This is a genomic window from Photobacterium aquae, from assembly GCF_001029445.1.
GTDB classification, from domain to species: domain Bacteria; phylum Pseudomonadota; class Gammaproteobacteria; order Enterobacterales; family Vibrionaceae; genus Photobacterium; species Photobacterium aquae.
In genome coordinates this window covers 247080-268023 of record NZ_LDOT01000002.1, presented here as the reverse complement: position 1 = coordinate 268023, position 20944 = coordinate 247080, and the positions used below count along the sequence as shown (strand labels likewise).

19 protein-coding genes are annotated in these 20944 nt (G+C 48.3%); 12 read left to right on the top strand and 7 right to left on the bottom strand.

Annotation, left to right across the window (positions count from 1 at the left end; genetic code table 11):
- Position 1: 1 nt before the first annotated feature.
- The 4 genes from tmk to ptsG all read left to right on the top strand — a co-directional run bounded on the left by tmk (position 2) and on the right by ptsG (position 4333).
- Positions 2 to 631: a dTMP kinase gene (tmk, locus tag ABT56_RS01855; protein ID WP_047877136.1), complete on the top strand. Its 630-nt coding sequence runs from the start codon at positions 2 to 4 to the stop codon at positions 629 to 631.
- A complete protein-coding gene (gene holB / locus ABT56_RS01850) occupies positions 631 to 1602 on the top strand; it encodes a DNA polymerase III subunit delta' (RefSeq protein WP_047877135.1) in 972 nt (323 codons plus the stop codon). Before tmk ends, holB begins: the two co-directional genes overlap by 1 nt.
- 66 nt (positions 1603 to 1668) lie before the next feature.
- Positions 1669 to 2448: a TatD family hydrolase gene (locus tag ABT56_RS01845; RefSeq protein ID WP_047877134.1), complete on the top strand. Its 780-nt coding sequence runs from the start codon at positions 1669 to 1671 to the stop codon at positions 2446 to 2448.
- Positions 2449 to 2902: 454 nt separating this feature from the next.
- Entirely contained in the window at positions 2903 to 4333 is a 1431-nt protein-coding gene (gene ptsG / locus ABT56_RS01840) for a PTS glucose transporter subunit IIBC (RefSeq protein WP_047877133.1), read from the top strand.
- 500 nt (positions 4334 to 4833) lie between these two features.
- Here ptsG and ABT56_RS01835 read toward each other — a convergent pair whose 3' ends face one another.
- From ABT56_RS01835 to ABT56_RS01825, 3 genes are all read right to left on the bottom strand, one after another.
- Complete coding sequence (locus ABT56_RS01835; protein WP_047877132.1) at positions 4834 to 5733, bottom strand: LysO family transporter; 900 nt, start codon at positions 5731 to 5733, stop codon at positions 4834 to 4836.
- A 244-nt stretch (positions 5734 to 5977) separates the two neighbouring features.
- Positions 5978 to 6901: an HDOD domain-containing protein gene (locus ABT56_RS01830; protein WP_047877131.1), complete on the bottom strand. Its 924-nt coding sequence runs from the start codon at positions 6899 to 6901 to the stop codon at positions 5978 to 5980.
- Positions 6902 to 7016: 115 nt separating this feature from the next.
- Complete coding sequence (locus tag ABT56_RS01825; RefSeq protein WP_047877130.1) at positions 7017 to 7610, bottom strand: LON peptidase substrate-binding domain-containing protein; 594 nt, start codon at positions 7608 to 7610, stop codon at positions 7017 to 7019.
- Positions 7611 to 7862: 252 nt separating this feature from the next.
- Here ABT56_RS01825 and ABT56_RS01820 point away from each other — a divergent pair, with 252 nt between their 5' ends.
- The gene (locus tag ABT56_RS01820) at positions 7863 to 8450 is read left to right on the top strand and encodes a TfoX/Sxy family DNA transformation protein (RefSeq protein ID WP_047877129.1); all 588 of its coding nucleotides are present in this window, start codon (positions 7863 to 7865) and stop codon (positions 8448 to 8450) included.
- 145 nt (positions 8451 to 8595) lie between these two features.
- Complete coding sequence (dsdC, locus tag ABT56_RS01815; protein WP_047877128.1) at positions 8596 to 9510, top strand: DNA-binding transcriptional regulator DsdC; 915 nt, start codon at positions 8596 to 8598, stop codon at positions 9508 to 9510.
- Between the two features lie 73 nt (positions 9511 to 9583).
- Here dsdC and ABT56_RS01810 read toward each other — a convergent pair whose 3' ends face one another.
- The 4 genes from ABT56_RS01810 to ABT56_RS01795 form a co-directional block, all read right to left on the bottom strand.
- A complete protein-coding gene (locus tag ABT56_RS01810; RefSeq protein ID WP_047877127.1) occupies positions 9584 to 10132 on the bottom strand; it encodes a hypothetical protein in 549 nt (182 codons plus the stop codon).
- A 376-nt stretch (positions 10133 to 10508) separates the two neighbouring features.
- Entirely contained in the window at positions 10509 to 11501 is a 993-nt protein-coding gene (locus ABT56_RS01805) for a 2-hydroxyacid dehydrogenase (protein ID WP_047877126.1), read from the bottom strand.
- Positions 11502 to 11700: 199 nt separating this feature from the next.
- A complete protein-coding gene (locus ABT56_RS01800; protein WP_047877125.1) occupies positions 11701 to 12201 on the bottom strand; it encodes a response regulator in 501 nt (166 codons plus the stop codon).
- A 10-nt stretch (positions 12202 to 12211) separates the two neighbouring features.
- The gene (locus ABT56_RS01795; protein ID WP_047877124.1) at positions 12212 to 14152 is read right to left on the bottom strand and encodes an ATP-binding protein; all 1941 of its coding nucleotides are present in this window, start codon (positions 14150 to 14152) and stop codon (positions 12212 to 12214) included.
- A 190-nt stretch (positions 14153 to 14342) separates the two neighbouring features.
- Between ABT56_RS01795 and ABT56_RS01790 the strand changes: the two genes are divergently transcribed.
- From ABT56_RS01790 to ABT56_RS01765, 6 genes are all read left to right on the top strand, one after another.
- Entirely contained in the window at positions 14343 to 15641 is a 1299-nt protein-coding gene (locus ABT56_RS01790; RefSeq protein WP_047877123.1) for a DUF945 family protein, read from the top strand.
- A 274-nt stretch (positions 15642 to 15915) separates the two neighbouring features.
- Positions 15916 to 16332, top strand: coding sequence for a CBS domain-containing protein (locus tag ABT56_RS01785; RefSeq protein WP_047877122.1), 417 nt, complete (start codon positions 15916 to 15918; stop codon positions 16330 to 16332).
- 506 nt (positions 16333 to 16838) lie between these two features.
- The gene (locus ABT56_RS01780; RefSeq protein WP_047877121.1) at positions 16839 to 18254 is read left to right on the top strand and encodes an SLC13 family permease; all 1416 of its coding nucleotides are present in this window, start codon (positions 16839 to 16841) and stop codon (positions 18252 to 18254) included.
- Between the two features lie 10 nt (positions 18255 to 18264).
- Positions 18265 to 19584, top strand: coding sequence for an ATP-binding protein (locus tag ABT56_RS01775; RefSeq protein ID WP_047877120.1), 1320 nt, complete (start codon positions 18265 to 18267; stop codon positions 19582 to 19584).
- Positions 19585 to 19593: 9 nt separating this feature from the next.
- The gene (locus ABT56_RS01770) at positions 19594 to 20067 is read left to right on the top strand and encodes a response regulator (RefSeq protein WP_047877119.1); all 474 of its coding nucleotides are present in this window, start codon (positions 19594 to 19596) and stop codon (positions 20065 to 20067) included.
- Positions 20068 to 20264: 197 nt separating this feature from the next.
- A complete protein-coding gene (locus tag ABT56_RS01765) occupies positions 20265 to 20849 on the top strand; it encodes a hypothetical protein (protein ID WP_047877118.1) in 585 nt (194 codons plus the stop codon).
- Positions 20850 to 20944 lie beyond the last annotated feature (95 nt).

The window sequence follows — 20944 nt, the reverse complement described above, 5'->3', positions numbered from 1 at the left end:
GATGACTGGTAAATTTATTGTAATTGAAGGGCTTGAAGGGGCAGGGAAAAGCACGGCTATCAAGCAGGTGACCGAGGAGCTGCTACTTCACGGTATTGAAAATATTACGGCGACCCGTGAGCCGGGAGGAACGCCTCTGGCTGAGCAGATGCGTACTTTGGTCAAAGAAGGCCATCCCGATGAGCCGTTAACCGATATGGCTGAGTTGCTGCTACTGTACGCGGCACGATCGCAACTGGTGGAAAACGTGATTAAGCCGGCCCTGGCGCGTGATAGCTGGGTGGTTGGCGACCGTCATGACATGTCGTCACAGGCCTATCAGGGCGGTGGCCGGGGCTTTGACAAGCAAGTAATGGCGAGCCTGCGTGATACGGTGTTAGGTGATTTTCGACCTGACTTAACTATTTATATGGATATCGACCCAGTGCTAGGTCTCGAGCGTGCCCGCGGCCGTGGTGAGCTGGACCGTATCGAGCAGATGAATATTGATTTTTTCCACCGTGCCCGTGCCCGTTTTCTTGAATTGTCCGAGGCTGATCCAAGCGTGGTCATCGTTGACGCGGGGCAATCGCTGGAAGCCGTCACTGCTGACGTGCGTCAGGCCGTCAAGCAATGGTTGGAGCAGCAATAATGCTGTATCCGTGGCAAGAATCCTTATGGCAACAATGGCAGCAGCTCTTGGATCAAGAGCGCCTGCACCACGCGATTTTGTTGCTTGCCCCGGCAGGCAGCGGCCGAGAGGCCCTAGCCCGGCAATTGTCAAAAACCTTGCTGTGTAGCAATGGTGTTACCGAACCATGCGGGGTCTGTCATAGTTGCCGACTTTTCGAGGCAGGCAATCACCCTGATTACCATCAAGTCGCCCCCGAGCAAGCCGGTAAACAGATTGGCGTTGATACCATCCGTAAATGCACCCGTCTGGCTGTGGAAACCTCTCAGTTAGGGGGGCAGCGGATCATGCAAATTGATTTTGCCGATGCGATGGGGGAGGCGGCTGCCAATGCCTTGTTGAAAACCTTGGAAGAACCGCCAGCCGGATGCCAGTTTATACTGATGGCCGAGGCGTTGGACAAATTGTTGCCGACGATTAACAGTCGTTGTAACAAATGGCGTTTGGCTATGCCTGATGAACAGGATACCCGCCGTTGGGTCGGCCGGCAGTTGATGCAGGATGTTAAGCTTGAAATTGTGCGGATCAATGGTTGCGCGCCATTGGCAACGCAAGCGTTTATCGAGCAAGGGCAGGATATTCGTTACGGTAATTTGCTGTCAGCTTTTGCGGCTTTTTTGCAGCCGCCTCATTTGGGATTGCAAGAACTGGTGGGTATGTTTGCCAAAGAGGGGCATCATAGCCTGTCATGGGTCAGCTACTTTTTGGTGGATTGCCTGAAACTCCAGCAAGGGGCCGGTTCTTTCTTGGTACATAGCGAGTCGCTGCCGCTTGTTCAGCAGGCTGCGGCGGCTGTGACATCCCCTTTGTTGATGAATCAGATCCGCAAGGCAAATGCTTTGCATCGTCAATTGGATACCCATACCGGCTTGAATACCGAGCTGTTGATCATGGATTGGCTGATGGGGTTTATGCCCCAGCCGAAGTTGTAAAGCCAATCGTTAAACTGTACTGAACACCGTGAAATCGGTGTCGATTGAAAAACCGAGGATGTTAACGTGTTAGTTGATTCACATTGTCACCTGGATAAATTGGATTATGAACAGCTGCATACAGGGATCGATGATGTACTGGCTAAGGCGAAGGCCCGTGGTGTCGAATATTTCTTGTCTGTAGGGGTGACCTTAAAGAGCTTTCCGTCAATGATGGCGATGATTGAGCCGCATGAAAACGTATTTGCGTCATGCGGCGTTCACCCGCTCGATATCGAGGAAGGTTTTGATTTTGAGCTGCTGAAGCAGTATGCCCAGCATGATCGCGTTGTGGCGATCGGTGAGACGGGGCTTGATTATCATTACCAGCCCGAATTGGCCGAGCAGCAAAAAGAGATTTTCCGCCAGCAGGTGCGTTTGGCGGTAGAGCTCAATAAACCGCTGATCATCCATACCCGAATGGCTCGCGAGGATACCCTGCAAATTTTGCGTGAAGAAGGCGCAGAGAAATGTGGTGGCGTGTTGCATTGCTTCACCGAGAGCTTGGAAATGGCTCAGGCAGCAATGGAGCTGGGGTTCTACATTTCAATTTCAGGTATCGTTACGTTCAACAAGGCGAGTGAGTTGAAAAATGTGGTTAGCAAGGTGCCATTAGAGCGTTTGTTGATTGAGACTGACTCCCCGTATTTGGCGCCAGTGCCTTACCGCGGCAAGCAGAACCAGCCAGCTTATGTGCGTGAAGTTGCTGATTATATTGCCTTGCTTAAAGGCGTTTCGGTGCAGGAGGTTGAACAAGCGACCACTGAGAACTTCTTTAGGCTTTTTTCGCAGGCCAAACAAAAATAAGTACAAAAAAGGAGCGAAAGCTCCTTTTTTTTATCAACTTGATTATTTATCCCTCTATCTAAATATCCATATCAACTTTTTCTGCAATGTAAAAATAAAAAACATAATAAAAAGTTGAATTCTAATTTTGTAACGTTAAGTAACGTTGCTTACAGTAATGTAAGATAATTACACGTTATTCACTGGCTAGTTGCTTAGATTAAAACCCATCTTATTCAATTGCTTAGGTGTGTTTCTGGCGGTGTTTAATACAAAAGTCAATTGTGATCTATATTGAAATTTGAAATTTTATTTCACTCGCTATTGGTAATTTTGATAGCCATCAAGTTATATTTAGCCCCGCATCTTATACTTATGCTGTATTAAAACGGTTGGTATCGGCAACAGGCTACGGGGGTAGGTCGTTGATACTGACAATATAAATCTAATTATATCTCTCACTCAGGAGCTGATTATGTTCAAGAACCTTTTTGCAAACCTGCAAAAAGTCGGTAAGGCGCTGATGTTGCCTGTATCGGTTTTGCCGGTAGCCGGTATTCTATTGGGGGTTGGTGCTGCTAACTTTAGCTTCCTCCCTGACGTAGTTTCTCACCTAATGGAGCAAGCTGGTGGCTCTGTTTTCGGTCAAATGGCTCTGCTATTTGCGGTAGGTACAGCACTTGGCTTTACTAAGAATGACGGTGTTGCGGGTCTTGCAGCCGTTGTTGGTTACGGCATCATGGTTGCTACGCTAAAAGTAATGGCAACCGTAATGGGCGTTGATGGCATCGAGACAGGCGTTCTTGGTGGTATCCTTGCTGGTGGTATCGCGGGTTGGGCATTTAACAAGTTCTACCGTATTCAGCTTCCAGAATACCTAGGCTTCTTCGCTGGTAAGCGTGCTGTGCCAATCGTAACGGGTTTCGCATCTATCGCACTAGGTCTAATCCTGTCTGTTGTATGGCCTCCAATCGGTAGCGCAATTGCAGCATTCTCTGACTGGGCTGCACACCAGAACCCTGTAGCTGCATTCGGTATCTACGGTGTTATTGAACGTTCTCTAATTCCTTTTGGTCTTCACCATATCTGGAACGTACCGTTCTTCTACGAAGCTGGTTCTTGTGTGAACAATGCTGGTGAGCACGTAAACGGTATCATGACTTGTTTCCTAACTGCTGATGACGCTTCTCGCGCAGCGGGTAATGGTTTCGGTCAGCTTGCGGGTGGTTACCTATTCAAGATGTTCGGTCTTCCTGCTGCTGCAATCGCGATTGCTCACTCAGCAAAACCTGAGAACCGTGCAAAAGTAATGGGTATCATGGCATCAGCTGCGTTGACGTCTTTCCTAACAGGTATCACTGAGCCAATCGAGTTCGCATTCCTATTCGTAGCGCCTGTTCTGTACGCTATCCACGCTGTACTGGCTGGTGTGGCATACATGCTGACTAACGCACTGGGTATCGTTCACGGTCACACATTCTCGAATGGTTTCATTGACTTTATCGTACAGTCTCCACGCGCTGAAAACATGCTTCTGCTTGTTGGCCTAGGTCTTGTTTACGCTGTTGTTTACTACGTGGTATTCCGCGCAGTTATCAAAGCGATGAACCTGAAGACTCCTGGTCGTGAAGAAGAAGATAAGAACGCAGGCGCAGCCGTTGAAGGTTCTGAGCTAGCGAAAAACCTAGTAATGGCATTCGGTGGTAAAGACAACATCACTGGTCTTGACGCTTGTATCACTCGTCTACGTGTATCAGTAGCCGACGTTGAGAAAGTTGACCAGTCTGGTCTGAAGCAACTAGGTGCAGCAGGTGTTGTTGTCGCAGGTAGCGGTGTACAGGCTATCTTCGGTACTAAGTCTGACAACCTGAAATCTGACATGGATGAGTGGATTCGTAACAACTAATACGAATTACTGAACTGTGTTATCAAAGGGGGAGCTTCGGCTCCCCCTTTTTGCGTTAGGGCGATACGGAGAAATGATCGGTCAGCCAAGTTACAGTGCACGCTGAGGTGAATATGGCAAAGAGTGTAAGTTCCTTGTATAGAGCACCAGAGACTGATTAAAGGCTGTGTCGGGAATCCTATGACGTATTTTGAGCGACTCCCAACGCTTATCCGAAGTGCAGTGTTCGATGCTGGGCGTGTCGGGGATTCCAACTCTTTGTCTCGATAGAGTAATAGCCTTGTTAGAGAGGCGGTCTTGATAGATAGGTGTTCTTGATAGATAGGTGCTATTGGAAGATGGCGTATGCAGAGCGAGCTCAGTGCGTTCAATTGGGGGGAGGAATCGGAAGGAAAAGGCTGTTCGGTATCACTGTAGTAAGTATGGTTAGTGATGCTTAGTAGCCTGATATGCTCGCTGATACGAGCATATCAGGCACTGGTATCGCCCACCTGCTGGCGTTACAGCGAAAGGAAAAACAAGATAAGCACCGGTACTAGCAAGCTAAGGATAAACCCACTGACAATGGCGATAGGCACACAGCGGATACCGCCACAGCTTTGGATGATCGGTAGGGTGAAGTCCATAGCAGTGGCTCCGGCATAGCCGATAGCGGTGCTGGGGTAGCGTGCAATGATCATCGGGATCAGGCTCAATGCAATGAGCTCGCGCATTAATTCGTTGAGGAAAGCCACCCCGCCCATCACAGGACCGAGACTGTCACCAATCAGAATACCGGCCAACGAGTACCAGCCAAAGCCGGAAGCCATCGCTAGACCGTGTTGGTAAGGCAGGTCAAGCAGCCAAGCGGCAATGAGGCCGCCAGGTAGCGATGTCGCAACAATTGTCAAAGCAATGAGCATCCCTTTCTTGTTGAGCAGGATTTGCTTTAGGGTCATCCCGCTGTTTCGCAGCTGTATCCCGATCATGAACAGCAGGAGTAGCAAAATGGCTTCGCTGGCCTTGTCGACCCATCCAAGATCGATGCCCGCAATCAGACCGACAACAAGGCCGCCAGCAACGACGAAAATGAGTTTGACTGATTCCATCATCATGGTGAGGAAGGGGAGCTTTTGGTTTTGTTGAGCGGTTTCTGTTGGTAGTAGCTTGTCTAAAAGTGGCAGAGCCAGCAAATTACAGCCACTGATCAGCGAGAAGAAGACCAAGGTGTAAATTACAATCTGATTGAGATTCTGGCCAATATTATCAAGCCCCGCCAGACTCAATCCCATTAAGGCCAAGATAACCAGTACTAAGCGGCTGGTTTGGGTATTGATAAAATTCAGTACCGAGGGTTTATTTATCGGGATCAGATAGCCGATCACCAGCGGGAGGAAAATATAGAGCATGCCTGAAAACATAATCATCCTTAAACAGCGTTACCGCGGTATATGTCCTGTTACCTTGCTGTCTTACCTAGGGTGAGACTACCTATTGTATATGTGGTGCGTATATAGGGCGTGCCCGTGCACAGAGTGACTCCGGCACGGTGGTCTTGCATTCTCGATGGCTCGTTGTGACGAGCATCTTGAGGGGTCTAGAGTCTATAGTGTTTATCGCAGATTCTATCGGTGTGTCAATCTTCTGTTGGTCGATACGGTATGATCAGAGTTCTCCTGTTTTAAATACTGCCTTGAGGTGCTGATTGAACACGTCATCGGGAAGGTTAGTAAGATCGTACATAACCTCCGCGGCTGCCAGATCCATTTCGACATGGTGCTCTTCGATGGCCTCATCGTTGTTTTTGTACATCAGCAGATGGTGAGCCATTCGTGCGGTGTCAAGATACAGGTGCTCGCATAGCGCAGAGCGGAACGGTACCGGCATATTGGACGCGACCTCTAGATAGTCATCGTCAAATCCCCAGTGCTGCAGAACCAGCAGGCTCGCCTGTTGGCAGCAGTGCTCGAAAACGTACTTTGCAATTTCAATATCGAGGAAATTACCGCTATCGAGATAGAGCTGGTATTCGTGGACAAGGCTAAATAGGCCGATATCGGCAAACAAGCCTGCCAGTAATGCCTTTTCCGGTTCGATGGCCTTGGGAAATTCATCATGTTTGGCCAGACCGGCCGCAATAAGCCCCATTGTTGCCGCGAGCTGACGAGAGCGGACTGCACTTTGCATTAGTAGCTGATTGCAATGCTGGCTAAAGTTATGCCGTGTTTTGAGGTCTTCGATAGCCTTGGCGGTGACAATATCCCTGACTCGAACAATACCAAGCCGGCCTACGGCGGTATGGATATCGTGGCAAATGACATTACGGCGATTAAACAGCATCGTATTGGAAATTTTCAGGATATAGGCAGCCATCCCCGGATCTTCCAATAGGAGCGCGGCGACTTTATGAATCGTCGTATCGTCTCGGTTGCATAATTTATGCAATTGATTGAGAACTTTTGGCACCGGGGGTAAGGTCAGGCGATTTTTAGTTATCGCAGACTTAACCAAGGTGCAAAATTCGGATTCTAGCCCTTTAACAAGCTTATCGTGCTCAGGTTTGAGCCAAAAAAATGAAACATGAGACATGAGTAATAGATACATACTCTTACAGTAAGATGACGGGGCTAGTTTAACTAGTCATGAAGCGTAAAGGTAGTTCTATAAACAGTAAATTTTGTTAGATTTATTCAGAATTGGTTACTTATTCTTCGAAAAAAAGTCTATGAAGGAATCGGCATGTGAGTTTTGGACTATCTTGGGTAATCAGCAATTGTTTGTAATGAACCTCTAGCGGTAAGACTTCTATCCATCGTTGGCAGATCCAGCTGAGGTTTTTATAGTGGGGATCTGGGTACAAAGCACCGATTTCTGGCATGGTTTCAAAAAACAGCTGGAGTTTATCCGCTAACTCACAGTCTTCTTCTTCGACGGGGCTGGTTGGCCAGTTGGGATATTCCGTGTACTCAGCACTGAGTAAGTCGTCATATTCGACATGGATTTGGGTAAGACGAACTTTTTGAGTGCCTATGATCTGGAGTTTCAGGCCGCCATTATCATTTTGGTCGAAATCGGTAATGGTGCAGAGAGTCGCAATAGCCGGAATTTTGGCGATTTCGTTATTAATGGCCTCTTCGCTGAGCATGCATAAAGCAAAAGGACGTATTTGAGCCAGCGACATCTTCATCATTCTGATGTGCCGTTCTTCGACAATATTTATTTCGGTCTTCCCCTCTGGCAATAAATGACTGGCAGAAGGAAAGAGGGAAACTCTGTCACTTGCATTCTCTTTAGGCATATTTTCGCAAATATCGTGGATTTCTAAGATCAGTTTAGGTGATTTTGCTCCAGAATCTATTGCTCACATTAAGGTCGCTTTTGTCACAAAACGCTTAATTCGCAATCCATAATATGTCTGAAATCTCACTTTGGCATGTTCATTGTTTCATATGTAGCAATTATTTCCGGGGTGTGTCATTGTCAATTTGTTGACGCTTGGTGTTTGGCGTTACTGGAAAATCAACCAATAACGTTTAACAGGAGAAATATTGTGCATTTATTCAAGGAAGAGTTATTTAATTTTCTTCAAAAATTTGGTGAGTTTGACAAACGCTCGATGTTTGGCGGAACAGGTATTTTCCTGAACGGTGCCATGTATGCGATTATCACCGATAAGGCTATTTACCTTCGCGGTGGCGATGAGTTGGATCATCAACTGGTTGAGTTAGGCTGCGAGAAATTCAGGCATATCAAACGCAGTACAACGGCTGTCGTTAACTACTACGACATTACCACCTTGTACGTCAGTGATAAGGCCCTCTCATCAGATCTAATTAATCAATCAATTAATGTATCAGTCTTGGAAAAAGCTGATAAATTATCAGATAAAAGTAAAAGGATCAGGGACTTGCCAAATATGCGCCTAACATTGGAGCGCATGGTTAAAAAGGCCGGCATTCCTGATGTAAGCAGTTTCCTTTCATTGGGGGCTGCAGAGGTGTACCGCAAGGTTCGCCAAAGCCAAGGTAAAGATTTGGATGTAAAATTACTTTGGATGTTTGCAGGGGCGATTGACGGTTGTCATTGGTCTTTGCTTAAAGACGACGATAAGCAAAAGTTATTACGTGCTCTTGAATAAGAGGTAGCACATATTTTTTGCAGAGTATTAGGGTCTAAAACGTTTGGTGGAGATCAGCGTAATAGGCCCTAGCTCCGATCCTCTTGGTGGTGTTTTTGTTGTATGATCCCTCTCATAACTTACAGACCCACTTTCTGAACTTGCCATGCAATTACCTCGACTAACCGGCTCAATCCTTTCAGGACTCCACTGTTTTCTTATTGCAGCGGATCAAATGAGTTTTACCCGTGCTGCCGAAATTTTATGCCTGACACAAAGTGCGGTCAGTCATAAAATCAAAAACCTCGAAGAAGCTTTGGGGGTTACGCTTTTTATTCGTCAGCCAAGACGCTTGAGCCTGACGGATGACGGGAAGCGCCTCAAAGAGGTCGTTGCCCAGAATTTTGGCGATTTGGCCAATGAGCTGCGCGAGTTGCGTACCCAAGAACTTTGCGGCGATCTCAATATCTCAGTACCGCCGACATTCGCCCAGCGCTGGTTGTTGCCGCGCCTGAAGCGTTTTATTGATAAATACCCATCTTTGCGTATTCATTTACGTACCCGCAACGAGCTGGTGGATTTCCAGACTGAGTCGTTTGACTGCGCAATCTACTTTGGTAACGGTAAGCACAGTGGTTTGCATGTGGTCAAGCTGATGGACGAGAGCATGATGCCGGTCTGCAGCCATGATTATGCGAAGCGTCATCATTTGTATGGCAATCCGGCAAATTTAACCGCTTGTATGCTGCTTCATGATGCCGCCCCTTGGGCCAAGGCCGGCCGCAATGACGAATGGCAGTACTGGGCACAGCAAAATGGGGTTTTGCTGCCTGATGGGACCGGTTGTACCTTTGACCGTGCAGATTTGTCGCTGCAGGCGGCAGAGCGGGGGATTGGGGTGGCGATGGGGCGTGCTTCTTTTATCGCCGAGCAGCTCGAGAGCGGTCGTTTAGTCGCACCGTTTACCTTATCGGTGCCATCGCCGTTGACGTACTATTTGGTTTGCCGCAAGGAGATGGCGACGTCACCACGGATTAAGGCATTTATCGATTGGCTGGAAGAGATGAAAAAAGTGAGCTGATTTTGGTTTCCCATACAAAAACGCCCCGCGAATATCGCGGGGCGTTGAGTATTTGGATTTCGGTGCGCGTCAATTAGAACTTGAAGCGTGTTGTTACCAACATTTGATCGCCGTAGATTTCGTTGAATCGGCCTGTTACGCCAATTGAGAATAGCTCGGTGGCGTGGAAACGTGCGTAGACGTTACCGATAGTTTTTTCGTAGTCATCAATGTTCAGGTGGCCGATCTGGCCGCCGACTTCTAGCTGTGGACCCAACCATTGGCGAACGCCTAGGTTAACTTCCATACCGAGTCTGCCTGCTGAGGTATCAAAGCGGCCGCTGTCTTTGGCATTGCGTGCTTTCAGCTCACCGGTGATATCTGCCCAGTTATTGATAGGTGCATGGAAACCCACACCTAGTGCCGCGTCCCAGTCACTGTCGAACTCTGTATCAATGCTACCGATGATGTGTGCGTTAGGGTGGATTGATTTGCTAAAGCCCGCACCATAAGTCAGTGGGCTGATACCAATACGAGCCTCAGCATAATCGTAGCTGAAGTTGCTCATTGTTGATGATGTGTCAGCGTGGGCTGCAGAAATTGACGCTAGCATTAAGCTAGTCGCAAGAAGAATTTTACGCATCATAGAATCCATGAAGGTCTTAAAATAATGGGCGTATTTTACTGGACAATAGCCTATTAGCATAGAAATTTGCGGTCACTAGTGCTTTTTTGTGTGTAAAAAAGTTATTAGTGCATTCTTTTTTAATCCCTTTCACAGCAATGATAAGCAAGTTTTTAAATGTGATTATTGGTTATACGGGGAAACATATCATGACAAATAAAGACAAAAACCGGTAAGGCCAAAGGGGCATATTTCTGCATTATCTCAAGCTGTGTCTTTGCAGAGGTGACCTCAAAAGCGTGCGGGATATGAGGGGGGAATAAGGCAGGTTGAGTACCTGCCTTACTGTTGAAAGATTGAAAGGTAGCCACTGATGGTACGGCCTGTATGTGAATTACTTGATCAGCTCGTTACCAGAGGTTTTGCCTGCTTCGAACTGTGCAATATTGTTTAACGTTGTATCGGCAATATTACCCAATGCCTCTTCGGTCAGGAATGCTTGATGGCCGGTAAACAGTACGTTATGACAGGAAGACAAGCGGCGGAAGACATCATCGGTGATGACGTCGTTTGATTTGTCTTCGAAGAACAGGTCTTTTTCATTTTCGTAAACGTCGATCCCCAACGAACCAATTTTGCCCACTTTTAGGGCTTCAATCGCATCTTTGGAGTTGAGCAGCTCGCCACGGCTGGTATTGATGATCATCACCCCATCACGCATTTGCGCGAAGGCATTGGCGTTAAGCATGTGGAAGTTTTCCTGTGTCATTGGGCAGTGCAGGGTGATGACATCAGCCTGGCGGTAGATCTCTTCCAAGGAGGTATAGGTAACACCCAGTTCGATGGCCAGTGGATTTTCGAACGGGTCGAAGGCGAGGATATTCATGCCCAAACCTTTGAGGATCCGGATGGTTGCGATCCCGATTTTCCCGGTGCCGATAACGCCGACGGTACGTCCGTGGAAGTTGAAGCCCGTCAGCCCTTCAAGGGAGAAGTTGGCATCACGGGTACGCTGGTATGCTCGGTGGATTCGTCGGTTTAGGCTTAGCATCAAGCCAAGGGTATGTTCCGCAATGGCTTCCGGTGAGTAGGCGGGTACACGGACGACTTGGATACCTAGATCCTGTGCGGCATCAAGATCCACCTTGTCAAAACCAGCACAACGCATGGCAACCAGACGTACATTACTGGCGGCGAGCTTTTCCAAGACTGAACGGCTGAGATCATCATTGACGAAGGCACAAACCGCATCGTAGCCGTGGGCCATTTTTGCTGTTTGTTCGGTCAAGCGGAAGTCGAAGAAATCAAGCTGGTGGCCATAGTGCTGGTTGATCAGCTCGAAGGATTTTTGGTCGTACTTTTTGGTACTGAAGACTGCAACTTTCATCGGTCACCTTTCCGGTTTGCCATCGGCGACACCGATATAAAGAGGCAATTTTCCATATGCCCCTGGACGGGCTGCCGCACGATAGTATCGTTGAATCATTTTAATTTGTGATCAAGATAACATTTTAACGGGCAAGCGGAAAGTTAATTGTGTGACAAATTGGGCTGGTCGGTTTTGTAAAAGCAGACCAGCCGAGTGGTTAGATATCTGACAACGAAAGCCGCCTGTCGCTTAATGCTTCCATGATTCGAGTGGTATCGAGAACTTGGATCCACGGCATTAAATCTTGCTCATTGTCGATGATGTAGCTTGTGAGTTGTTCGATGACAATCTGTTTGAGCTCATCGCCATTCCACGGTTTGGCGATATAGTAATCAAGGCTGGCATTGTTGACGGCTTTGACCGTTTCTTCAAGTCCGGCTTGGCCGGTAAGCAAAACCTTGCGGGCATGGGTAGTTTCGTCTTGCTGTTTTAGCTCGATCAGAAATTCGATGCCCGTTTCGCCCGGCATGATGTGGTCACACAGGATCAAGGCGAGAGGGATATGATCACCGATAGATTCCGCCAGTACCTCTTTGGCTTCGTCGACCGACTCGGCTGCTTCAATAATAAAATATTCCTCGAGGCTGCTGAGATCGTTGATGACACTGTCGAGGACCTCCCGCTCATCGTCCACGCATAGGATCAGATATTTGTTCATCGGCGCCTCCTTATATGGCGTTGTCCAAAGGTAATGTGACGATCATTTTGGTGTAGCGGTTGGGCTCTGAGTCCACCCGGATGTTGCCGTGATGCTGGTGGATGATCTGCTGGCAAACCGACAGGCCGATACCCAAACCAAAATTACCTTCGCGTTTAGTAGTGAAATTGAGTTCGAATATTTTCTTCTGCTGGTCGGGCTGGATCCCCTTGCCGTTGTCTTTCACTTCGACCTCGATGGCCGGTGTGTTATTGCTGGTTGAGACGAGGCGTGTCGTCACTCTTATTTCACCGGGTTCCTGATCGATAGCATCAAGGGCGTTTGAAATCAGATTGGTCCATACCTGCTGTAGGGCGATGGGCTGGCAGCATAGCTCGGGGAGCGGCGCATAATCTTTGATCAGCCGGTGTCGCTTGAGCTTGTTCTCGAAAATGACCAGTGTGTCTTCCAGCCCTTCATGGATATCGACGCAATGCAGAGTTTCATCATCTTGTCGGGCGTAGCTTTTCAGGCTCTTGACCAGATCGGCAATGCGCTGGGCGCAGACATTAATTGATCGTAGGAAGTTACCCATCTGATAGTAGTTGTCCCACTCGTTGAGCAGTGGCCCGAGTTGCTTTTTCTGGGGGAGCAACCAGTTTTCGAGGTAATCTGCCGAGTCGATACCCATTTGAACGACTTTGCGGGCCTGCTGGCGATCACCCAGGATCGATTCCAACTGGCGGGCACGCTGGCGGGCTTCAGAGGTTGAAAGCGGTCGCGACTCCATCGCCTGTTCGAGGATATGGTTGCCCCGGATTTGGTTTTCATGGCTAAGCGGGGTATTGGTGAGCTTGCTGATGGTCTGCTTCAATGTATCGCTGCCGCGCAGAATAGCCGAAACGGGGTTGTTGAGTTCATGGGCGACCCCTGCCACCAGTTGGCCGAGCATGGCCATTTTTTCTTTTTCGATCAGCTGATGGTAGGCGTTGTCGAGTGACGTCAGGGTTTGCTGCAGCCGGAGTTCGGTTTGGATACTGCCCTGCAGCCGACGGTTGAAGTTGCGCAGCAGCAGGTTGGTGAACAAGGGCAGGAGATCGGTTTTGGAGTTCATCACCCGGTTGAACAGGGTACGGTCCAGCTTGATCACTGAGGTTTTGCACAGAGTGATCCCGGTTGAGAACGAGCGCTCGCCGGTGACAAAGGACATGCCGCCAACGAGATGCCCCGGGCCAACCTTGACGACCTCGTGTTGGCATTGGTGCTCATCATTCTTGTAGAGCGCCACTTCACCTTCGGTGATAAACCACAGAAAGTGATTGGCTTCCCCTTCTTGGGTCAAGACATGTTGCTTGCTGTAGGTTCGGCAGGCCTGGCTTTCATCATTGAGGGCGAAAAACTCGTGCAACGCATCGGAAACCTGTTTGGCGAGGGTGGCGTCGTCAAGGGTGCTGGTATCGCGGATAAACCCCGAGCGAAAACGTGACATCTGGTTTTCGATATGGGCGTTGAGAATTCTTCGGTGGTCAAGTAGTTGGCTGTATCTGAGCCAGTCTTCATCGGGGTACTTGAGAATGAAGTTGGTCAGCTCTTTGATGAGTACCTGCTGGAGTTCGTGGGGATTCCAAGGTTTGGTCAAACAGTAATGCAGTCGGCCTTCGTTGACAGCCTGAACAATGTTGTCGAGCTGGGGTTTGTCGTTGATTAGTACCGTGCGGGCTTGTTGGGTAACGGGATACTGGTCAAGGCTGATCAGAAATTCGACCCCGCTATCGGTGCCGAGTTCATGGTCGCATATCACCATTGCCACTCGCTGATGTTGAGTGCTGATATCGGCCAAAACGCGTTGTGCGTCATCGGTACTGAAGGCGCTGTAGATGTCGAATAGCTCGGCGAAAGGAGCCAGTTCATTGTTCAGGCATTCTACAACGAGTGGATCGTCGTCGAGACAGACAATGGCAAAATTATTCACCCTTATTCCTTCTTTAATCCAAGACCTTAGCAAATTCGAGTGTATAGTAATCATCCGGTTCAGACTGAGAAGCGGCTAGCATCTTGGCATTGCTGGGCGCAGATCGCGATAAATCCATGATAGTCAATGCGTGTCGGTAGAGCTGTGGTAGAATAGCGGAAATATGCAAAGGAATTAGGGTGATAGGATCATGCTGAAACAACTCGGTGCTGCTGGTGGTGCAGTAGCTATTGCGTTATGTTGGCCATTTGCAACCGGTCAGATCGGTGAGCGAATTTATTTAGATACCGTGGCCAAATATGATAACCCATATCTGGCCGTGACCAACGAGAGCTACCAGCGGGGCTATTTGTCGTCGGAAGCCCTGTCTAAGATCACGCTCAAAGATGAGCTCAAACTGTATTTTGAAGATGAAGGCCTGCCAACGGTATGGGAAGTCCGACACCACATTCAGCATGGTTTGTTTGGTGTATCGACAGACAGCGAGTTGGTGGTTGATCCTGCTCTGCAGCCTATTGTTGCTAAAATGTGGGGGCAGGGCGTGTCTCCGGTGGTATTTACGACCGATACCGCACTGACCCGCAAGACTGATTTCACCTTTGAAGTGCTACCAGCAAAAGCAGAGAATGCTGATGGCACGGAAATGGATTTTGCTGGCTTTAGCATGAGCGGTAACGTGGATGCTGATGGCGCAGGAGAATTTGCTTACCAGTTACCGTCAGCCGTTGTTACGACAGTCGCGCAAGAAGCGATGGTGGTTAAAGGCTTGAGCGGTGGTGGCAAGGGCCACCTAGATGGTCAATATTGGATTGGTACGCAAACATTTGATGTAAATAGCCTGACATTCAAAGATGCGTCGTCCGATCAGCAGGTATCTATTAATGGCTTGTCGGTAGGCATGGAAAATAAACTGACAGAGCCGGGAGCATCGCCAGCAACGCTATTGACCAATAGCAACAGCATTAAAATTAAGCAGCTGGTGTCACTGGATGGTGGTGAGTTTAATAATTTCAATTTTGCCATGTCGTTTTCCGGTTTGGATTATCCGTCGATGTCAACGCTGGGTAGCATGGCCGATAAGTTGGATGATACCCTGGACCCGCAACAGATTGAGGCCGCGACACAGGCGCTGGATATGCTCGTTGAGAAAGGGCTGACTTTTTCGATCAGCGATCTGAGTGTCGATACACCACAAGGTGATATCGACAGCCACCTGCGTCTTACTATCGAGCCGGGCATGACAGGGGTATCCAATAATATCGAACGATTGGCCGAGCAACTGGCTGGCGAGATTAGCATTAAGCTGCCCGTAGAGCTTGTTGAGAGCAATCCGGCGTTGCATGAACGAGCGACGATATTGGAGCAAAGTGCAATTGCCGAGCGAAATGCGAGTCATTATTTGCTTAATATGAAGATTGACGGGGACAAGATCATTTTGGCCTCTGGCGATCAATTGCCGCTGCACATGCTTTTCATGCTGTTCATGTAGCTTGATAGATTGTTGCAATGAAAGCCGCCAGCAAAGGCGGCTTTTTTTATTATGTTTGGCCTGTGCTTGTGACATTCTGCTATTGGCTGTCGCGTTATCGAAACGGCCTATTGATGAAATTGGCAATTTCAATTTAGTAATTTCAACGAAATAGACGACACTTAAATCAAAAGGTAGTCACGATGAGAGTGGCTAGAATTGAATCCAAAGGTTAGTGTGGCATTAATAGAGTCAATGCTTGCTCTGGCCAAAACTCGTGAAGTTAGGGGGATGCATGGAGTCGTTAAAAGTTAAAGATTATATGAATGCGCGCCCAGTGACATTTGAACCTAAAATGTCGCTTTCGAAAGCTTTGGATAAGCTGCTTACTTCCAAGCAAATTGGTGGGCCGGTGGTTGATGAGAGCCGAGCGGTCGTTGGGTTCTTGTCCGAGCAGGACATGATCCATAAATTGCTCAAGGTTGGTTACTATTGCCAAGATACCTACACCGTCGAGGAGGTAATGCGACCTGACGTGTTAACAGTATCACCCGAGGATTCGATCATTGAGTTGGCTGATACGATGGCAGGGCAAAAGCCCAAAATCTATCCGGTAGTAGAACGCGGCCAGTTAGTGGGCGTGATCACTCGTCGCGATGTGCTGACGGCGATTAGCAACCAGATTGGGGATTGTTTTAAACACCCAGTGTAATACCAAGCATCGTAAATAACGGGTCATCCCCGTTTGCTCATTGACATTAATAAGACAAAAAGGCGCATTATGCGCCTTTTTGCTTTGTATTGCTCAGTGGCGGTATTTTGTTTAGCTAAGTCGTTGCAATACAACCCTCTCTCTTGGCGTTAGTTGGCAGATTCACTCTGTTGCACCATCCCTTTGGTGCAGAACATCATGGCCTCATCTGTGATAATCCTCGATATTTTGTGCCAAATAATGCCGGCATTAAGCGGTTCTGTCCGTTATAAGATCGGGCTCTGATTATTCATAAAAATATTGATATTTGACCGCTTTATTGATCTAACTCGGTGAAATTACACCCTTTTGTTAGCAGAATTGCCCAAATCGGAATCAATCCGGAAGGCAGGATAGCGCGCTTCTGGATCCCCCTGTTCCAACGGGTTTGCGGTGCTCCTTTCATTGACATTGCTTGCCGGTGGTAGCAGACGCCAGTTTTTGTGTTTTAAGGGAATAATGTCAGCATGCGTCAATATATCAGGTACATAGTGCCTATCCTCATTCCACTCATTATCATCTTGCTACCGGCAAGTGCGTTTCCCGTTGAGGGGCTAACGGTGATCCAGCAGCGGGTGATTGCGATCTTCCTGTTGGCTGCCTTGTGTTGGGTGCTCGAACCCATTCCGATCTATGCCACATCGGTGGTGATTATCGTGCTTGAATTGCTACTGCTTTCCAATAAGGGCTTTTTTCTGTTTCGTGCTGAGGAGGGAGAGCCGCATTTTGGTGAGTTGCTTAATTACAGCGATATCATGGCAACCTTTGCCAGTCCGATCATCATGCTGTTCCTCGGCGGTTTCTTTCTGGCTATGGCCGCAACCAAGTACCGGTTGGATGTCAACTTGGCGCGGGTGCTGCTAAAGCCGTTTGGCAACCAGCCCAAATACGTCATGTTCGGTTTGATGCTGATCACGGCGATTTTCTCGATGTTCATGTCCAATACTGCTACGACGGCGATGATGTTGTCGATTCTGGCCCCCGTGATTGCACTGTTCGGTGCCAAGGATCCCGGCAAGATAGCTTTTGCGCTGTGTATTCCTGTCGCGGCCAACATTGGTGGTATTGGTACCCCAATCGGTACCCCTCCCAATGCCATCGCGTTGAAATACCTGACTGGCGAGAACCTGATTACGTTCGGTGAGTGGATGTTCTTTGGGGTACCGTTTGTTGCGGTGCTGCTGGTTTTTGCTTGGTTTTTGATTAACGCCCTGTATCCGGCCCAGCAAGAGAAGATCGAGCTGAGTATCAAAGGGAAGTTCCTGAAAACGCCAAAGGCGATCACCGTGTATGTGACATTTGCCCTGACGATTATCTTGTGGCTGATGGGCTCAACGCATGGCATGAACTCGTATACCGTTGCATTGATCCCAGTGGCTGTTTTTTCACTGACCGGCATCATCAACAAAGAAGACCTGAAGAAAATTTCATGGGATGTGTTGTGGTTGGTTTCTGGCGGTATTGCGCTTGGTTTGGCCCTTGATCAGACAGGGCTGGCGAAGCTGATGGTACACAGCATTCCTTTTGACAGTTATTCACCGTATGTGGTGCTGTTGGGGGCGGCCGCCTTGTGTTTGTTGATGGCTAACTTTATGTCTCATACCGCCACTGCCAACTTGTTGATGCCGATAATGGCTGCCTTGGGTACGTCGATGGCATCGTTGGTGCCGTTGGGGGGGGAAATTACCTTGATTCTGGTGGTTACCTTTGCGGCTTCGCTTGGTATGTCGCTGCCGATCAGTACGCCGCCGAATGCCCTTGCTCATGCTACCGGACATGTTGAAAGTAATCAGATGGCCCGAGTCGGCGTTATTATTGGTGTCGTCGGTGTGGCATTGAGCTTTGCAATGATTTGGCTGCTACACCTGATTGATCATATTTAAGAGAGCCGCTATGCACCAGCCAAAGGCCATGCAACGTATTATTGATGTTTACTTTCGTGATCCTGCCCGAACCACGTTGGTGAAGGCGGGAACGCAAGTACTGGTACAAGATGGCCATAACGACAGGCTTTACTGGGTAAAAAAAGGGGAGCTCTATGGCTATCTGGACAATGGCGGGATGAAAACCAAGGTGTTTCAGGTAAGTCAGGGGATGTTCTTCGGTGTCCATAGCTTCTTTGCCCAGACTTTGATGGCCTCGACCACGGTGGTGGCCGAAAAAGACAGCGAACTGGCTTGGATTGATTTGGAAACCCGTCCCGTAGAGCCAGAGGTATACGGCTCGTTGGCCGAGCAGTTTATGCCGGTCATGGTTCATGAGCTGGCTCAGCGCCAGATGATGACCGGCTTGCAGGCCATTGAAAAAGAAAAGGCGTTGCAGAAGCTCTATGCGGCAGAGCAGATGACGACGCTTGGCCAGTTGGCGGCCGGTATTGCCCACGAGCTGAATAACGCTGTCGGTGTGATCAGCAGCAAGACCGAAGGGTTACAGCAGGGGATTTGTCGGTTGCTTGAGGAGAGCAAGCCCCATGTCAGCCCATTCATTGATTTGGGGATTTATACCGGCCAGTCGGCGACGTCTGCCGAGGTTCGAGCCCGAGCTAAGGAATTGCAATTAGCGCATTCTCTTGAACGGGAGCAGGCTCGGCAATTGGCGCGGGCGCTGCCCGAAGGGGAGGTGCCGGCTTATTGGTTGGATAACCTCGATGAGGCGTTGCAATACTGGGATATTGGCCGTGATATTCATGATATGCGTATTGCTGCCAAGCATGCCGCCAGTATTGTGCGTTCAGTCAAGCAATTGGGGGGAACCGATACGGCTCGTCAGCCGGATGTCGATGTCAATGATACTATTCATAAGTCGTTGGCCTTGCTGCAAAGCAACCTGCGTCGAGTGAACGTGGTATTGCGCCCGGCAGTATTGCCGTGCATTACGGCCAGTGCCACTGAGTTGGTGCAGGTCTGGGTGAATATAATCAAGAATGCCTGCGATGCAATGGAGCGAACTGATGATCCCCAGATAGAGATCATTACGCGCCATTCCAAGAACCGTTTGCTGATTACGATTAGCAATAACGGGCCGATGATTGACGAAGCGACGCGGCGCAAGGTGTTCCAGCCAAACTTCACCACCAAAAAGGGGGGCCTGTCGTTTGGCCTCGGGCTCGGGCTCTCTATCGTGCAGCGTATTGTGCATAGCTACGGCGGTACAATTGCATTGAAGAGTGACCCCGAGAAAACCAAGTTTCGTATTAAACTGCCAATCGCGTAAGGGATGGTTATGGAAAAACTAAATATCATCTGTGTCGATGATCAAAGGGAAGTGCTCAGTGCGGTATTGAAGGATTTGGCTCCGCTGAACGATTTCTTCCATGTTGAAGACTGCGAGTCAGCGGATGAGGCGTTGGAGCTGATGGACGAACTGGATGCTGAGGGTGAGCATATTGCCTTAGTGATTTCAGACCATGTGATGCCGGGCAAGACTGGTGTAGAGCTGCTGACAGAAATCTCCCAAGATCCCCGTTTTATTAAAACAAAGAAAGTGTTGCTGACAGGGCAAGCGACCCACCAAGATACGATTGCGGCGATTAATCGTGCCCGTATTGAAAGTTATTTCGAAAAGCCGTGGAAGGCGGAGAGCCTGCTGACGGCAGCCCGTAGTTTGATCACCGAGTACGTGTTCGATATGGGGTTGGATTACCAGCCTTGGATCGACATTCTCGACAATAGCGTGGTGTTTCGCCGTTTGAGCTAAACAACACGGTGTGACAGAAAGAGCATCAGATAGCAAAGCAGGCCTCGGCCTGCTTTTTTGTTTTTTTACTCGTTCTGCTTTTGTTGGTGACGAGATTATCTGTTACCTGCCGCTTCTTGCCTCCATTTATGATTGATAGACAAGAAGATGTTTGCGGGTAAAATACATTTTACTTTTTAATAATAAAACTATAAACCATGTCGAGTAGTATCAAATTCAAACCGAAAGTATACGGACAAGCGAAGCTAAACTGTGTGTGTTTAGGCTTAGCCTCTATTATTGTATTTTTTATGGGCTTACTTGAAGATAAGCTTTGGTTCTTAACTTTAATCATGTCGGTGCCGCTGTTCCTTCTCAGCTTATATTTGCTTCGGCGAATAACTCAAAACGCGTCTCCTTTAACGATCAATAAAGATGGTATCTATTATGAATCGATAGAAAAAGCCCATGGTGTGAAGTTTATTCCGTGGTCTGCTGTGAGTAGATTCAAGCATTTTAATTTTGCAAACTTCAACCTACTTCATGATGAAGACGGCGATATTGTTGGATCGGTCAGATCAGCGGATAGAGCGAATTATATTGTTATCTACTTTAATGACTCGGAGTTTAAGGAAAAAATTAAATGCTCTTTTTGCCATAGGCTTATTCATGGCAAGTCAGTAATTATTGATTTAAACTGGCTGGAATGTAAAAGTAGCGATGTGAAAAATGCAATCAATATTCGTTACATTGATTACTTGGAAAAAGAAGCCAAAAAGAAAAAGCGCGCATTAGCCGCTTAATTGTGTCAGCAAGCATCCCTCATAGAAGCTAACAGAGAAAAATTCGCATTTGGGCCTTGACCTTGGATATAGCTCCAAGGTTTATAGTGATTGTA

Excerpts from the sequence above, each read along its gene's own strand:
- tmk (WP_047877136.1), top strand. The coding sequence starts at position 2 with ATGACTGGTAAATTTATTGTAATTGAAGGGCTTGAAGGGGCAGGGAAA.
- ABT56_RS01805 (WP_047877126.1), bottom strand. The coding sequence starts at position 11,501 with ATGAAAGTTGCAGTCTTCAGTACCAAAAAGTACGACCAAAAATCCTTC.
- holB (WP_047877135.1), top strand. The coding sequence starts at position 631 with ATGCTGTATCCGTGGCAAGAATCCTTATGGCAACAATGGCAGCAGCTC.
- ABT56_RS01775 (WP_047877120.1), top strand. The coding sequence starts at position 18,265 with ATGCACCAGCCAAAGGCCATGCAACGTATTATTGATGTTTACTTTCGT.
- ABT56_RS01835 (WP_047877132.1), bottom strand. The coding sequence starts at position 5,733 with ATGTTTTCAGGCATGCTCTATATTTTCCTCCCGCTGGTGATCGGCTAT.
- ABT56_RS01790 (WP_047877123.1), top strand. The coding sequence starts at position 14,343 with ATGCTGAAACAACTCGGTGCTGCTGGTGGTGCAGTAGCTATTGCGTTA.
- ABT56_RS01785 (WP_047877122.1), top strand. The coding sequence starts at position 15,916 with ATGGAGTCGTTAAAAGTTAAAGATTATATGAATGCGCGCCCAGTGACA.
- ABT56_RS01800 (WP_047877125.1), bottom strand. The coding sequence starts at position 12,201 with ATGAACAAATATCTGATCCTATGCGTGGACGATGAGCGGGAGGTCCTC.
- ABT56_RS01830 (WP_047877131.1), bottom strand. The coding sequence starts at position 6,901 with ATGTCTCATGTTTCATTTTTTTGGCTCAAACCTGAGCACGATAAGCTT.
- dsdC (WP_047877128.1), top strand. The coding sequence starts at position 8,596 with ATGCAATTACCTCGACTAACCGGCTCAATCCTTTCAGGACTCCACTGT.
- ABT56_RS01810 (WP_047877127.1), bottom strand. The coding sequence starts at position 10,132 with ATGCGTAAAATTCTTCTTGCGACTAGCTTAATGCTAGCGTCAATTTCT.
- ptsG (WP_047877133.1), top strand. The coding sequence starts at position 2,903 with ATGTTCAAGAACCTTTTTGCAAACCTGCAAAAAGTCGGTAAGGCGCTG.
- ABT56_RS01765 (WP_047877118.1), top strand. The coding sequence starts at position 20,265 with ATGTCGAGTAGTATCAAATTCAAACCGAAAGTATACGGACAAGCGAAG.
- ABT56_RS01825 (WP_047877130.1), bottom strand. The coding sequence starts at position 7,610 with ATGCCTAAAGAGAATGCAAGTGACAGAGTTTCCCTCTTTCCTTCTGCC.
- ABT56_RS01770 (WP_047877119.1), top strand. The coding sequence starts at position 19,594 with ATGGAAAAACTAAATATCATCTGTGTCGATGATCAAAGGGAAGTGCTC.
- ABT56_RS01780 (WP_047877121.1), top strand. The coding sequence starts at position 16,839 with ATGCGTCAATATATCAGGTACATAGTGCCTATCCTCATTCCACTCATT.